This window comes from Streptomyces sp. NBC_00536 (assembly GCF_036346295.1).
In the GTDB taxonomy this organism is placed as follows: domain Bacteria; phylum Actinomycetota; class Actinomycetes; order Streptomycetales; family Streptomycetaceae; genus Streptomyces.
In genome coordinates, this window is the sequence record NZ_CP107819.1 from 431,456 (window position 1) to 446,118 (window position 14,663).

The window sequence follows — 14,663 nt, forward strand, 5'->3', positions numbered from 1 at the left end:
GACTGTTGCCCGGCGTGGGGCTACCAGATCTGGGCGACCCATTCCGGGTGGTCGATGAACGGGTTGCGGTTGTGCTGGTAGGTGTCGTATATGACCTGGTTGCGGTGCTGTTCGAAGGCGTCCGGCGGGTCCTGCTGGCTCCACTGCTTCAGGACGCTGATGCGGCCGATCGCGGGGGCCGTGCCGTTGTTGACCTGGTCGTTGAGCTCAAGGTCGGCGAAGCCGTCGCCGCCGTCGTAGCGGACCGCCATGTAGAGCAGCATCCGCGCCACGTCGCCCTTGACGGCGTCGCGCGGTTCGAAGGAGTCGGAGTCCGTGAAGCTGCCCGGGGCCTCGGCGACCGGGCTGCCGCCCTTGTCGAAGTCCTTGTTGCCGCGGGTGCTGTTGACCGTGACGTCCTCGGGCCGCAGGTGGTGCAGGTCGGTGCCGGGGCCCGTGGCGGTGCCGAAGTCGCCGTGGCTCTTGGCCCAGACGTGCTCGCGGTTCCAGTCGTTGGCGCCGCCGCCGTTCGTGGACTTGGACTGGGAGCGGCCCGAGTACACCAGGATCACGTTGTTGTGGTTGGCGGGGTCCTCGTCCGTCACCTTCAGGGCGTTCCACACCTGGTCATAGGTGATCTTGGACTGGACCTTGATGATCTCGTGGAGCGCGCTCTTGAGCGCGGGGCCGGTCTTGCCCTCGGCGGCGGCGTAGTACGCGTCCACCGAGACGGAGCCCGCGAGGGGCGCGGTGACGGGCGCCGCCTGGGCGGGCGGCTGACCCGCGGAGGCGTGCGCCGGGGCGAACAGCAGGGCCGTCGCCGCGAGACCCGCGGTCAACGGCGCAAGGCGCGAGATTCTGATCACGTGGGGGGACCTCTCCACACGCACCGCTCCCGCCCGGGGAATTGGCGGGACATCAGGTGGCAGAGCGAGGTTCACATTGTCATGTGCCGAACAGATGAAGAACACATGTCGGGAGCCTGGACCTTGCCGATGGACCCCGATGGACCCGCCGGTCGGGTGACGCCCTCTTGGCAGAATCCCGCCGCGCGGGCACGGTGACCATGGCCCACCCGGGCCATGTCCGTGAACAGCCCCACCAGGAGCAGCCCATGGCAGTGAAGATCCTCATCGTGACCGGCGACGCGGCGGAGTCACTGGAAGTCATCTACCCCTACCAGCGCCTGCGCGAGGAGGGCTACGACGTGGTCGTCGCGGCCCCCTCGCGCAAGCAACTCCGCTTCGTCGTACACGACTTCGAGGAGGGCTTCGACACCTACACGGAGAAGCCCGGCTATTCCTGGCCGGCCGACCTCGCCTTCTCCGAGGTCGACCCGCAGGAGTACGCCGCCCTGGTCATCCCGGGCGGGCGGGCACCGGAGTACCTGCGCAACGACCCCGAGGTGCAGCGGATCGTGGCCGCCTTCACCGGCACGGACCGGCCGATCGCCCAGATCTGCCACGGTCCGCTGATCACCGCGGTCGGCGGCGGGCTGACGGACCGCAGGGTGACCGCCTATCCGGCGCTGGCCCCCGACATGGCGGCCGCGGGCGCCACCTTCGAGGATTCCGAGGCCGTCGTGGACGGCACCCTGGTCTCCGCCCGGGCCTGGCCCGACCACTCCGCGTGGATGCGGGAGTTCCTCACCGTGCTGCGCGGCAAGGCCCCGCTGGCCTGACCCCGCCGACCGGCCCTGCCGTCCGGTCCCTGCGGGTCGTCCGTCAGGCCTGTGCGGGTACGTCGCCCAGCGCGCGGCGGCGTACCCGCAGGGCCACCACCCCCGCACCCGCGACGGCCGCCGCCGCGCCCACGAGCGTCAGCAGCCACACCGGGATGCCGTCGCCGACCGTCAGGAGCCGGTCCTCGTAGACCACCGGGCGGTAGGGAGTGTCGGCGGCGGTCGCCCGCAGTTCGTGATCGCCCTCGATCCGGGCGGGCTGCGGGAACTGCTGCTCGATGGCGGTCAGGAACACCGGTTTGCCTTCGGTCAGTTGGGCCACCGCGTCGTGCACGCCCGCGGCCTTCGGGTCGATCCGGCCCGCGAACGTCACCTCGGGGGCGCCCCCGCCGATGGCCGAGCGGGGCTCCATCCGGTGGTCCGCGAGGACGTACAGGCCGAGGGACTGCGGGGTCTTCGCCAGCCGGGACAGCCGCATCGGATAGACCAGCCGGTCGCTGGCGAAGCGGATGCGCAGCGGATCCAGGTCACCGGCGAGGGTCCGGCCCGGATCCTTGGGCGCGAGCCGCACCGCCACGTACTCCCACTTCTGGTCGACGTACGGCTTCAGTTCGGTCGCGAGGCCGTCGGGCAGCTCGAAGCCGTTGTCCCTCAGCCACCCGCGCAGTGCCTGCGGGTCGGTCGCCGTCAGCCGCGCGACATCGAAGTCGCCGAGCTGTTCGCGCCCGACGACACCGACCCGCGGCGCCCCCGCGGGGGGCGCGCCGCCCACCCGGGCCCCGTCCCCCGAGCGGAAGGGCCAGTCACGGTCCCGGGGCCAGAAGTAGCTCCGGGTCCGGTACTCGGGCCGGGTCAGCTCGGCCAGGTCGACGAACAGGTCGGGATTGCCCAGCTCCACGGTCGCCCGCCCGGGCACCGGCATGATCCAGGCCGCCCGGTGCGCGTCCCCGCTGACGCTGAACCGCATCACGATCTGCTCCGTGGCGCCGTCCCAGCGCACCACGGAGCTCTCCCGGCCGACCCCGATCCGGGACCGGCCGTCGGGGATCATCGCGCCGCAACCGCAGGCGTAGGCCGGGCTGATGAGCGAGCCGAGCTGGGTCGCGAGCAGGGCGAGCAGCACGGCGAGAATTCTTCGTTTCCTCCACACGGGGTCTCAGACGGCAACCACCGTGATCCGGTTCCGGTTCCGGTCGCGCGTCGCCGCGAGGCGGGCGGCGAAGCCGGTGGGGCCGGGGCCGACCTAGCCGGCGGGACCTTCCGGAGCGGTCGGGGGCGAGACCGCCCTGACGGTCGCGGCGCACGGCGCGCGGCACACCATGAAGTCGGCCCGCCCCAGCTCGTCCGCCACCTCACGGGCCAGCCGGACCAGGTCCTCGCCGCCCGGACCGGACAGCGTCCACACAACGACCCGCCCCGCCCCGGCCGTTGCCGATCCGGCCGGGGGCGGGACGGCGGCGAAGCGGGCCCGGATGTCCGCCTCGGCAGTCGCGGCGCGGGCCACGACCAGGGACTCGTAGCGCACCGGGGCCGTGTCCACGGCGCTCGCGGTCAGGGTCTCGCCGTCGATCAGCAGCTCGGTGTAGCCGCGCCCGCCGTTCTCGGCGGGGCCGCGCGCGTGCGTGTTGCCCGGATACACGGCGAGGAAACCGCGCGCGGGCACCAGCCGATGGTGGACGTGCCCCAGGGCCCAGTAGTCGTATCCCGCGGTCGCCAGCGTCCGCACGTCGGTCGGGGCACACGTCTTGCGGCTCCAGGCACCGTGCAGGCTGGTGTGCAGCAAGCCGATGTTGGCGAGTCCCGGGATCCGGCGCGGATAGTCCGCCGCGAGGTCGCGGAGGTCATCGGCCTCCGCGATCGACTGGCCGTGCACGGCGGTCCCGAGGTGTTCCCAGTGGACGGTCTCCGGGGCGTGGGCGCCCAGCCAGCGCACGGAGGGCGGCAGGTGCAGTTTCTGCGGCAGCGGCGATTCCGCGTCGTGGTTGCCGGAGACGACGACGGTCACGAGCCCCTCGTCGTGGAAGCGGCCGAGCACGTCCTGAAAGGCCGTCAGGGCGGCGGCGTCGGCGTGATGCCGGTCGAAGACGTCCCCGGCGACGAGGACCCCGTCGTAACGGCCGTCGGCGACCCGGCCCACGAGCGCGTCCAGGGCATCGTACGGAGCCTGCTCGGGGTCGATGGCGGGGGCGCCCGGATGGTCATCGAGCCCACGCAGCGGCGAGCCGATGTGCAGATCGGCAAGGTGGGCCAGCCGTATTCGCCCCGGGGCGGGGGGCACGGGAGCAGGGGCTTCGCCTCCGCCCTCGGCTCCGCTTCCGGGCCCGTCCGATCCGACCGAAACACGTCTGCCCGGGTTGACGTGTGGGTGCGGGTGCCCGGGGAGCGGTCGGTCCGGGAACGGCGGCGCGCCCGCCTCGGGCGGCTCTGCTGCGCGCGGCAGGACGGGGCCCGTACGTCCTGCGGGCTGCTCCGCGCGTCCTGCGTCCCGGACGGGGCCCGGCCGGGCGGGGGCCGGTACGAACGGCGTTGTCATGCTCGCCAGCATGCCGAGACGGGCGGCCCGACGGCACCCCCGCGGGCGGATCCAGGACATCGGAAAGGCGAACGGGTCGGCGACCGGCGAGCCCACCAGGAGCCTGCCGGGACGCGGGCCGGCCGAACCGCGGCTCCGGGCGCGCACACCGGGCCACCGGCCGGGCGGGCCAGGCGGGACGACCAGGCCGGGCAGGACGGCCCGCTGGGCGCTCGTACCGCGTCCGGACCGGAATCAACCGGCACGGTGGTTGCCCAGGACGAGGTCGGTTTTGAACGCGTTGCGCTCCAGCAGCCAGCCCTCGGCGCGCAGCTTGCCCATCAGGTCGGCGCGCAGCCGCACCGCCTCGCCGAAGGTGTCCGCCTTGGCGGTGATCTCGGTGAACCAGGACTCCCGCCCGTCCCCGTCGCACAGCGGGGTGATCTGCATCTCCACCGCGTGACCGAGGATCTCGCCGGGGTAGTTGGTCTGCCGGACCGGCCCGTGGATCAGGGGTGCGGCCGCGACGGCCTCCGCCCAACCCGCGGGTTTGGCGGGCCACTTCCGCATCTTTCCGGGCAGCCGGTCGAGCGCGATGGCCCGGCACGCGACCGGATCCGGCAGCGCGCCCGGTGCGAGGTCCGGCGCGGGCTCGCGCTTCTTGTTGGAGAAGTCGAGCGTGGCCCGCGAGTAGCTGAGGTTGACCTGCGGGTCGTAGTTGGTGTCCCGGCAGTCGAAGCGGTGCGCGTTGGCCCGGTCGAGGGCCTCCTCGACGGCGGCGAGGTCCGTCCCGTCGCCGACGATGTCGAACCGCGTCTTGTAGGTCAGCCGCAGCCGGTCCTCGGCACCGTCGTGGCGGAACCGGATGATCCAGCCCTGTCCGGCGAAGCTCAGCTCCGCGTCGTCCATGTACTGGGCCACCTCGAAGCCGCTCGACTCCCCGAGCCCGAGCGCGCCGGCGGCCCGGCCGAGGGGGGCGCCGTCGGCGCCCAGGATCCGGCGGGGGTCGACGAGCAGCTTGACCTGGTAGGTCGGCGCGGCATTGGGCGCGGTGGTGGGCTCGGCCTGGCCGACGGCCGCTTCATCCGCCCCATCCACCCCATCCGCAACCGCTGCCTCACCCGTCGCCGCTTCACCGACCGCTGCCTCACCGACCGGCGCCCACGTGGCTGTCCCCACCACCGACCCCCTCGAACTCCCGCGAAACCAAACCCGTCGACCCCTCAACCCGTCACGTGGAACACACACCACCAGTCCGGACGAAAGCCGCGGAACCGGACAGGTGAACGGCACGTGAATTGAGGCCGGGACCAATGTCCTGACCTGCGGGGTCGTCCGACCTTACGGGGTACGGGAAGTCGGCGCACGCTCCGTCGCCATCTCGTGACGCGGGCGCGCCCCCGCCCGGGCCCCGGCCCGCGGGGGTCAGCCCGCGGGTGACGGGATGAATCCGGAGGCGTGGAAGTAGCCGATGCACGCGTCGAGGAACGCGGCGTCGACGGGTGGGCAGCTCAGTCCGCTGCCCGCGAGGTCGGCGTCGATCCGCTCCCGGCCGAGGGCCGGGAAGTGATCGGTCGTGCAGAGTTCCTCAAGTGTGAGGTCGCTGCCGGCGGCCAGGGTGGTGAACCGGGGAGCGAACGGCGCGAAGGAGTGGCCCGGCCGCTCGGCCAGATGGGCTTCCATCGCCCCGGTCCAGCGGTGGTAGCCGACGGTCTCGATCCGGTGCCCGTGGACGCGCAGCCGCTGGACGAGGTCGGCGAGGAGCGCCTCGCGCGGGTTCACGTGGTGGTACGTCTGCCCCTGGGCCTCCCGGTGCGTGGCGAGGTGGGTGATCGAGGCGGCCACGTGGTCCACGGGGACGAAGTTGAGGGCCACGGGCAGGTCGGGGGCCAGCCCCAGCTCCGTGATCACCTTGAACAGTTCGCAGAGGGCGGCTCCGCTGTCCCAGGTGTGGCTGAGCGTGTCGCCGGTGATCTCGTGCGGCCGGTGGACGGCCACCGGCAGCCCGGCGCGGGCGGCCTTGCGCAGCAGTTCCTCGGCGATCCACTTGCTCTCGGTGTACCCCATGGAGAGCAGCTCGACGTGGTCGAGCTGGGTGTCCTCGCTCACCTCGCGCACCCCGGCCGCGCCGAATCCGTGCACCACCCCGATGGTGGAGACGTAGTGCAGCGGTACGGCCCGGCGCGCCGCGAGCGCGATCAGTTCCCCGGTGCCGTCGACGTTGGCGGGACGCAACTGCTCATAGGGATAGAGGAAGTTGACGTCGGCTCCGCAGTGGTGGATGACGTCCGCGCGGGCGGCCTGGTGGTCGAACTCGGCCTCCGTCAGCCCGAGGCGGGGCGCCGCCAGGTCGCCGAGCAGCGGGTGGATCCGTTCGGCGGGCAGCGGCCGGGTGATGCCGTGGCGCCGCTGCGCCCGGGCGATCCTGCGGTGGGCGTGCGCGAGGTCCCGGGCGCGGACCAGCAGGTGCAGCTCGGCGTCGGTGCGGTCGAGCAGGGTGCGCAGCAGGTGGGCGCCGAGGAAGCCGCTGGCCCCGGTGAGCAGTACGTGGCGCGGCACCCGCCAGTCGGGGCGGTCGTGCGCGGTGATGGGGACGGGGGTGACGCGCGGGACCGGCCGCTCCAGATCGGCGAGCCAGCGGCCCGCGACGGGCGCCCCGCGCGGGGTCGACCGGTCGTGGACGGTGGCCTCGACGGCGACGATGAAGGCCTTGAGGGTGGGCTGGTTCAGGAGGTCGCCGACCAGCCGGTAGCTGTGCGCGCCGCCGATGGACAGGGCGGCCTGGACGGTGTTGACGAGCTGGGCGGCGATCAGGGAGTTCCCGCCGCGGACGAAGAAGTCGTCGTCGGGGGCGTGCGAAACGTCCTGCGGAAGGGTCTGTTCCCAGATCCGCGAGACGAGGGCGGCAATGGTCTCGGCCGTGGCCTCGCCCACGCCCTCGCCCACGCCCTCACCCTCGCCCTCGCCCTCGCCCGTGGCCGGGGACGGCGCCAGGGCGAGCAGCGCGGCCCGGTCCACCTTGCCGTTCGCGGCCAGGGGCAGCCGGTCGAGCACGGTGATCGTCGCCGGGACCATGAACGCGGGCAGCCGCTCGGCGAGGTGGGCGCGCAGTTCCCGTACGTCCGGGTGGCGGCCGGGCCGGGTGGCGGCCGCGAACAGGGCGAGGTGGCGGGTGGCGCCGTCCTCGCGGGCGAGCACCACGGAGTCGGTGATCGCCGGGTGGGTCGCGACCGCGTCGCGGATCTCGTCGGGTTCGATCCGGAACCCGCGCACCTTGACCTGGTCGTCACGGCGGCCGCAGAACTCCATCTCCCCGTCCGCGTGGCGGCGTACGAAGTCACCGGTGCGGTAGAAGCGCCCGCGCTCCGCACCGTACTCCGCACCGGACTCCGGGTTCCCGGAACCGGCCTCCAGGGTCACGAACCGGCGGGCGCTCTCGGCCGGGTTGCCCAGGTAGCCCGCGGCGACGGCGGGTCCGCCGATCCACAGCTCGCCCTCCTCCCCCGGCCCGGCCCGCGTGCCGTCCTCCCGGAGCACGAGGCAGACGGTGTCGGCGATGGGGCGGCCTATGGGTATGCCGGTGGCGCCCTCGGGAACGGCCTCCACCTGGTGGGCGACCGCGACGCACGCGGTCTCGGTGGGACCGTAGGCGTTGATCAGCCGCTCCGGCCGCCCCTGCTCCAGGACGCGGCGGGCCGCGTCCGGGCGCAGGGCCTCGCCGCCGGTCAGGACGTAGCGCAGGCCCGCGAAGGTCTCGGGGCGCTCGTGCGCGATGTGGTGGAACACGCTGGTGGTGGCGAAGAGGACGGTGATCTCCTGCTCGCGCAGGAAGGCGGCGAGGGCGTACGGGGCGAGCAGCAGGGTCGAGTCGGCGGGGACCAGGCAGGCCCCGTTCAGCAGGGCGGGCCACATCTCCAGGACGGAGGCGTCGAAGGAGAGGGTGGCCGCGTGCAGCACCCGGTCGGTGGGCCGGACGTCGAAGAAGCCGTTGCCGACGGAGAGCCGGACCAGCCCGCGCTGGGGCACGGGCACGGCCTTGGGGCGCCCGGTGGTGCCGGAGGTGAACATGACGTACGCGGGCACGTCGGCCCGGATCCCGGCCCCGACCCCCTCCCCCTTACGGAGTTGCGCCCGGCCGGCGGCCAGGATCCGTTCGTGGTCCCAGGTCGGGGCGATCTCGGGATCCACCGAACCGGCACCGGGCAGCCGCACGACGGCGAGGGCCTCGGCGTCCTCCAGCATGCCGGTCACCCGGGCCGCGGGCAGGGTCGGATCCAGCGGCAGATAGGTGGCTCCGGCGCACACCACGCCCAGCAGCGCGACGCAGGCCTGGGGACCGCGCGAGCCCGCCACCGCGACCACGGCTCCGGGAGTGACCCCCAGGGAGCGCAACCCGGACGCGAACTCCCGCACATGGAGCGCGAGTTCGGCGTAGGTGTAGCGCGTGCCGCCGGGCTCGTCCACGGCGAGGCGCTCCGCGTACCGCCGGGCCCGCTCGAAGAACAGCTCCGCCACCGGCCGTGCGTGGACGTTCTCGTCCGCCCGGCCCGCCGGGTCCACCACTGTCTCGGTCATCGACGCTCCCCCTCTTCCTCGGAGACGGAAACGTATCCTCCGCTCGGTTTCCCGGAAGCGGGCCGACGTCATCCGGCCACCGAAGAGGGTCAACACGGCGCGAATCCACCGGATCAGCGGGACATCTAAGCCAAGTCCCCCGTACGGGCCGCCTCGACGAGCCCGGATTCGTAGGCGGCGATGACCGCTTGCGCACGGTCGCGCACGCCGAGTTTGCCGAAGACGTTCGTGATGTGGTTCTTGACGGTGGACCCGCTGATGTCCATCTCCCCGGCGATCTCCGCGTTGTCGAGGCCGGTGGCCATCAGCCGCCACACCTCGGCCTCCCGGGGCGTGAGGTCGCCGACGGCCGGTACGCGGTCGGTCGGCCGGGGCCGGGTCCGGGCAGGTGCGGTGACGTAGGCGGAGAGCAGCCGGGTGAGCAGGCGTGGGGCGACGGCGGCCTCGCCCGTGTGGACCGTGCGGACCGCGGCGAGCAGTTCCTCGGGGGAGACGTCCTTCGGCAGGAAGCCGGAGGCGCCGGCGCGCAGGGCGGCCACGACGTACTCGTCCAGATCGAAGGTGCTCAGGGCGAGCACCCGGCACCCCGGCAGTTCCGCGGCGATCCGCCCGGTGGCCCCCACCCCGTCGAGGACCGGCATCCGGATGTCCATCACGATGACGTCGGGGTGGTGGCGGTGGGCGAGGGCCACGGCTTCCTCGCCGTCGCCCGCCTCGGCGACCACCCGGATGGCGGGGTCGGGCCCGAGGATCAGGGCCAGACCGCGCCGGACGAGCGGCTGGTCGTCGGCGATCAGCACCCGGATCGGCTCCTGCGCCCCGCCGTTCCCGGCCATGCCCGCATCCGCCCTCGCCTCGGCGTTCATCGACGTGACCGGCCCGTTCATCGGCGTGTTCATCGGCGTACCTCCTCGCGTATCGACGTACCCACGCCCGGGCCCGTGGGCAGGTCGGCCGCCACCCGGAACCCGCCGTCGTCGAGCGCCCCCGCGTCCAGCGTGCCGCCCTGCAGCGCGACGCGTTCGCGCATGCCGGTCAGCCCGTAGCCGGAGCCGGGCCGCCCCGGCCGGGCCGCGCCGTCGTCGCGCACTTCGACGGTGATCCGGTCCGGGTGGTACGCGAGGCGTACGGACGCCCGCGCGTCCCCCGCGTGCTTGCGGGTGTTGGTGAGCCCCTCCTGGACGAGCCGGAACACGGTGAGGCCGACGGTCGGCGGCAGCGGGTACGGCTCGCCCCGGACGCTCAGTTCGGTCGGCAGCCCCGACTGCCGGGACTCGGTGACGAGCCGGTCCAGGTCGTCGGCGCCCGGCTGCGGCGCCTCGGGTCCGGCCGGGCGGGGCGGCGGACCGTCCGGGTGCCGCGTCGCGTCGTGGGGCGGGTCGTCGGCCCGCAGGACGTCGAGGAGCTGGCGCATCTCGCTCAAGGCGAGCCGTCCGGAGTCCTCCAGGGTGACCAGCGCCTCGCGCGCGGCGTCCGGGGCGTGCGCGAGATTGGCCCGGGCGCCGCCCGCCATCAGCTGCATGACGGTGATGTGGTGGGCCACGATGTCGTGCAGCTCCCGCGCGATGCGGCGGCGTTCCTCGGCGACGGCCCGTTCGGCCAGCAGCCCGCGGTTGGCGTCCACCTCCCGCTGCCAGCGGTTGACCAGCAGCGCGGCCACGACGACGAGCACGGTCGAGGTGGTGTACCCCAACGCGGCCCAGGCGAGTGACAGCCCGTGCACCGGGCCGAGCAGGGCCAGCGACGCGGTCGTGAGGCCCGCCGCCACGGTGGCCGCCGGGCGGCCGGTCCGGACGACCGTGAACAGGGCCACCACCAGGCTGGTGTTGAGCCCCGGCGCGACCGGGAGTCCCAGCCGCAGCACCACTTCGAGGGCCATGACCACCGCGAAGACCGGGACCGGGTGGCGGCGCCGTACGAGCAACGGGAGCGCGGCGACCACGAGGAGCAGCATGCCGCCCCCGGTGACGGGCCAGTCGCCGGACTGCTTCGCCATGCCGAAGCCGATCAGGTCCACCGCCAGCGCGCCGATGGTGACGAGCCCGTCCTCGCGCGTCCACAGCGGTGTCGCGGCATCGCTGCCCCGCGCATCGCTGCCCCTCGGATCGCGTCCCCCCAGGCCACGGCCCCTCGCGTCACGGCCCCTCATGCGGTCCTCTCCCGGAGCCGCCACCCGTCCCTCCGGCCCGTGCCGGTGCGCCGCGACCACCACGCTGAGATCCATTCTCGCACCGGGGCCCGTACGGCGGCCACGGACCGTGGGGGGAGCCGCGGACCAGGAGCAGGGTCCTGGGTACCGGCCGCCGCCCCACCACGGTCCCCGTCCGCTTCTCATCCCGCGCCCGGACGACGGGGCCGCTTCCCGCTGATGGTCTGGAACCAGGCCGGAACGCACCCCGAGCCCCTGCCCTGCCCCGTGGCACCGCAGCCCCTCAACGGCCCTTCAACGCCGCACCACCGGAGGAATTTCGTGATCCGCGCCCTGACCGGCTTCTCCACCAGGAACCCATGGAAGGTGATCGCCGTGTGGACGGTGCTGGGCCTGGCCCTGACCTTCCTCAACCAGGCGCTCGTCTACCGGGTCACCGGAGCCCAGCCGGGGGACTTCCTGCCCGCCACCTACGATTCGGCCGCCGCGCTGAAGGTCGCCGAGGAGCGGTTCGGGGTGAAACCGGACGCGAACACGGTGACCGTTCTGGTCGGCCGGTCCGACGGAGCGCCGCTGACCGCCGCGGACGAGCGGCGCATCGGCGCCGGGGCGCAGAAGCTGGGGCAGCGCCGGGTGGTCATGCCGCCGCCCAAGGACGACGCTCCGTCCTTCCTCCTCATCGACCACTCGCAGACCCCGAAGGTGGCTCCGGCCACCCTCGCCCCGGACCGGAGCTTCCAGCTGCTCTCCGTCCAGCTGACCGGCAATGCCATGGACCCCGGTCTGCTGGACGTCTTCCGCGCCTTCCGCGCGGACGCCCGGGCCGAATTCGCCGACGCGGGCCTGCGCACCGGGTTCACCGGAGGAATCGCGTCCACCACCGACACCACCGACGCCGGGGCGACCAGGACCAAGGTGGTGGGCGCCCTCACCACGGCGCTGATCCTGCTGCTCAACGTGCTCGTCTTCCGCAGCGTCCTGGCGGCCCTGCTGCCGCTGCTCGCGATCACCTTCATCGGCGGCGCGGCGGGCGGCGCGGTGACGGGCACCGCGCTGCTCACCGGCATCAAGCTCGACGGGTCCACCCCGAGCCTGATCGGGGTGGTGCTGCTGGGCATCGGGATCGACTACTTCCTGTTCCTGCTCTTCCGCTACCGCGAGCAGCTGCGGAAGCAGCCGGAGCGCGACGCCCGGGCCGTGGCCGCCGAGGTGTCGGGCCGGGTGGGTACGGCGATCACCTCGGCAGCGCTGACCATCGTCGCCGCCTTCGCCACGCTCGCCATCGCCTCCTTCGGGCAGTTCCGGGTGCTCGGCCCCGCCATCGCCGTGTCCGTCCTGGTGATGCTCTTCGGCAGCCTGACGCTGATGCCGGCCATGCTGGCGATGGCGGGGCGCCGGATGTTCTGGCCCTCGCGGGCCCTGAAGCGCGCGCCGCGCGAGGGTGCGGCGGGGCGGCTCGGTGAGCTGGTGGCACGGCGTCCCGTGGCCCTGGTCCTCGCCTCCGTGGCGCTGCTGGGCGCGCTGGCCACCGGGCTGGCCGGGATCGCCATGGACTACGGCCAGGGCGGCGGGGGCGAGCGGACCGCGGCCTCCGCGACCGCGGACGAGATCGGCCGCGCGCTTCCGGCGGACGCGTGGGAGCCGACGACGGTGTACGTGACGGCGCGGGACGGCGGCGCCCTCACCACCGGGCGGCTCGACGGGCTGTCCCGGGCGCTCGGCGCGGTGGACGGCGTCGGCCGGGTCGGGCCCGTCACCTTGAACGGGGACCACCGGGCCGCCCGCATCGACCTGTACCTGCGCGTCGATCCGCAGACGGAGCGGGCCCGCGCGCTGGTCGCCGGGCCGGTGCGCGGCGCGGTCGCCGCGCACTCCCCCGAGGGGACCGTGGCCCATGTGGGCGGTACCGCCGCGGTGTTCGTGGACGTGGCCACCGCCGTCGACCGGGACCTGCGGATCGTGTTCCCGGTCGCGGCGGCGCTGATCGCCCTGATCCTGGTCGTCCTGCTGCGCAGTCTGCTCGCGCCGGTGATCCTGATGGTCTCGGTCGGGCTCGGTTTCGCGGCCACGCTGGGTGCTTCCGCGCTGGTCTTCCAGCACCTGCTGGACCGTCCCGGCGTCGCCTTCACCCTCCCGCTGGTGCTGTTCCTGTTCGTCGTGGCGCTCGGCACCGACTACAACATCCTGATCAGTGACCGGATCCGGGAGGAGATGGAGCTGCCTGGTCCGGCCCGGGCGGCCGTGGCGCGCGCCGTGCGCAGCACCGCGCCCGCCGTCGTCACGGCGGGCCTGGTGCTGGCGGGGTCCTTCGGCAGCCTCGCCGTCGCCCCGGATCCCGGGTCCCGGCAGGTCGGTTTCGCGACCGCGCTCGGCATCGTGCTCTCGGCCTCGGTCCTCTCGCTGGTGCTCGTGCCCGCGCTGGCCGCGCTGCTCGGCCGGGGCACCTGGTGGCCCGTACGCCCCGGGCGCCGCGCGCGGCCCCGTACGGAGGCCGGGCGCGACCCGTGGACCGGCCCGCGGACCGGCCCGTCGGCGGACCCGCTGAACGGCCCGCGGACCGGCCCGGAGCCGCACCGCGTTCCGGCCTCCTGAGCGACAGGCCCTAGGGCAGGGCGGGCGCGGCCGCCGGGCCGGGCACCCCGCGGGCGGCGACGCGGCAGCCGACGCACTGCGCGTGCCCGGCGTGCGCGGCGGTGTCGCGCACCCGCCAGTCGCGCTGGGAGTGCGGGCGGGGCCCGCTCGGTTTGCCCCATCCGGCGAGGTGCAGGACCCAGGTGGCGAGGACCGACAGGACGAGCAGGGCGAGGCCGAGCCAGAGGCCCGGGGTCCAGCCGAGGCAGAGCGCGCCGCCCGTGACGGTGGAGCCGAGGACGGCCACGACGGTTCCGGTCCAGCCGGCCACGGTGTGGCCCATGTCGACGTCTCCGTGCGCGCTCATGATTCTCCCCGGGGCAGGCGGCAGTAGGCTCGGAGCAGGATCTTTCATCTCACGAGCTAAGTTACTTAGATGCTAAGGAGTATTCGCGTGGACGGCAAGCCCCGCCCCCCCGCCTCGGCCGGGGAGGCGATCCAGCGCATGGACGCCTACGTCAGCCTCGGCCTGGTCGGCCAGCAGGAGGTGGCCCAGCTGCTGGGGCTGAACGTCACGGACCTGACCTGCCTCGGCCACATCCTGGGCGCCGGGGAGAACCCGCTCGGCGCGGGCGATCTGGCCGAGAGGGCCAACCTGACGACCGGGGCCGTCACCGGGGTGCTCAACCGGCTGGAGCGCGCCGGGTACGCCCGCCGGCAGCCGGACCCGTCGGACCGGCGCCGGGTGCGGGTGGTCGCCGATCCGACGGCCGCCGCGCGGGTGGTCTCGGTGTACGAGCCGTTCTACGCCCGGCTCGCCGCCCTCTTCGCCGACTACTCCCCCGACGAGATCGCCGTCATCGCCGACTGGTTCGGGCGCGCCACCGAGGAGGCCCGGGCCCACCTGGAGCACGTACGCTCCACCAGCGGCCGGTTCGCGGCGCCGTAGCCACGGCCGGGACCGCGGGACCGCTCCGGACCGGCCGCCGGGCGTCCGGTACCCGGTGGTAAAATGGGTTGGTTACTTGCGGCGCACGGCATTCGGACCGGTCGCCGACGCACGACGAAGCCGGGGCCCGTACCGCTGGGTACGGGCCCCCGTTCCGTTCCGGCTCGTTCTCGCGCATGCCCGCCCGGCCGTCCGTCGGCCGGTCCGGGACTCCTCGACGACGCGCTCCGTATCGAGGAAGGTTCTC

At 73.9% G+C, this 14,663-nt stretch carries 11 protein-coding genes; 3 read left to right on the plus strand and 8 right to left on the minus strand.

Annotated elements, in window-relative coordinates:
* Positions 1-20 precede the first annotated feature (20 nt).
* On the minus strand, positions 21-842 hold the full coding sequence (locus OHS33_RS01935; protein ID WP_443065404.1) for an endonuclease I family protein: 822 nt from the start codon (positions 840-842) through the stop codon (positions 21-23).
* A 251-nt stretch (positions 843-1,093) separates the two neighbouring features.
* Between OHS33_RS01935 and OHS33_RS01940 the strand changes: the two genes are divergently transcribed.
* Positions 1,094-1,660, plus strand: coding sequence for a DJ-1/PfpI family protein (locus OHS33_RS01940; RefSeq protein WP_330328618.1), 567 nt, complete (start codon positions 1,094-1,096; stop codon positions 1,658-1,660).
* Between the two features lie 43 nt (positions 1,661-1,703).
* Here OHS33_RS01940 and OHS33_RS01945 read toward each other — a convergent pair whose 3' ends face one another.
* From OHS33_RS01945 to OHS33_RS01970, 6 genes are all read right to left on the minus strand, one after another.
* The gene (locus OHS33_RS01945) at positions 1,704-2,780 is read right to left on the minus strand and encodes a DUF2330 domain-containing protein (protein ID WP_330334865.1); all 1,077 of its coding nucleotides are present in this window, start codon (positions 2,778-2,780) and stop codon (positions 1,704-1,706) included.
* 123 nt (positions 2,781-2,903) lie between these two features.
* Positions 2,904-3,938, minus strand: a complete 1,035-nt coding sequence (locus tag OHS33_RS01950) for a metallophosphoesterase (RefSeq protein ID WP_330328619.1) — start codon at positions 3,936-3,938, stop codon at positions 2,904-2,906.
* A gap of 489 nt (positions 3,939-4,427) precedes the next feature.
* Entirely contained in the window at positions 4,428-5,270 is an 843-nt protein-coding gene (locus tag OHS33_RS01955) for a hypothetical protein (protein WP_330328620.1), read from the minus strand.
* Between the two features lie 327 nt (positions 5,271-5,597).
* Positions 5,598-8,747, minus strand: coding sequence for an amino acid adenylation domain-containing protein (locus OHS33_RS01960; protein WP_330328621.1), 3,150 nt, complete (start codon positions 8,745-8,747; stop codon positions 5,598-5,600).
* 125 nt (positions 8,748-8,872) lie between these two features.
* Complete coding sequence (locus OHS33_RS01965; RefSeq protein WP_443065405.1) at positions 8,873-9,613, minus strand: response regulator; 741 nt, start codon at positions 9,611-9,613, stop codon at positions 8,873-8,875.
* Between the two features lie 29 nt (positions 9,614-9,642).
* Positions 9,643-10,971, minus strand: coding sequence for a sensor histidine kinase (locus OHS33_RS01970; RefSeq protein WP_330328622.1), 1,329 nt, complete (start codon positions 10,969-10,971; stop codon positions 9,643-9,645).
* Positions 10,972-11,217: 246 nt separating this feature from the next.
* Between OHS33_RS01970 and OHS33_RS01975 the strand changes: the two genes are divergently transcribed.
* On the plus strand, positions 11,218-13,488 hold the full coding sequence (locus tag OHS33_RS01975; protein WP_330328623.1) for an MMPL family transporter: 2,271 nt from the start codon (positions 11,218-11,220) through the stop codon (positions 13,486-13,488).
* A 10-nt stretch (positions 13,489-13,498) separates the two neighbouring features.
* Here the strand turns inward: OHS33_RS01975 and OHS33_RS01980 are convergent, their stop codons facing one another.
* Positions 13,499-13,834, minus strand: a complete 336-nt coding sequence (locus OHS33_RS01980) for an HGxxPAAW family protein (protein ID WP_330328624.1) — start codon at positions 13,832-13,834, stop codon at positions 13,499-13,501.
* 87 nt (positions 13,835-13,921) lie between these two features.
* Here OHS33_RS01980 and OHS33_RS01985 point away from each other — a divergent pair, with 87 nt between their 5' ends.
* Complete coding sequence (locus OHS33_RS01985; RefSeq protein ID WP_330328625.1) at positions 13,922-14,416, plus strand: MarR family transcriptional regulator; 495 nt, start codon at positions 13,922-13,924, stop codon at positions 14,414-14,416.
* Positions 14,417-14,663: the final 247 nt, after the last annotated feature.

Bases quoted from the DNA above. Each gene is read 5' to 3' on its own strand.
- OHS33_RS01960 (WP_330328621.1), bottom strand. From the start codon at position 8,747: ATGACCGAGACAGTGGTGGACCCGGCGGGCCGGGCGGACGAGAACGTC.
- OHS33_RS01980 (WP_330328624.1), bottom strand. From the start codon at position 13,834: ATGAGCGCGCACGGAGACGTCGACATGGGCCACACCGTGGCCGGCTGG.
- OHS33_RS01940 (WP_330328618.1), top strand. From the start codon at position 1,094: ATGGCAGTGAAGATCCTCATCGTGACCGGCGACGCGGCGGAGTCACTG.
- OHS33_RS01965 (WP_443065405.1), bottom strand. From the start codon at position 9,613: ATGAACGCCGAGGCGAGGGCGGATGCGGGCATGGCCGGGAACGGCGGG.
- OHS33_RS01970 (WP_330328622.1), bottom strand. From the start codon at position 10,971: ATGGATCTCAGCGTGGTGGTCGCGGCGCACCGGCACGGGCCGGAGGGA.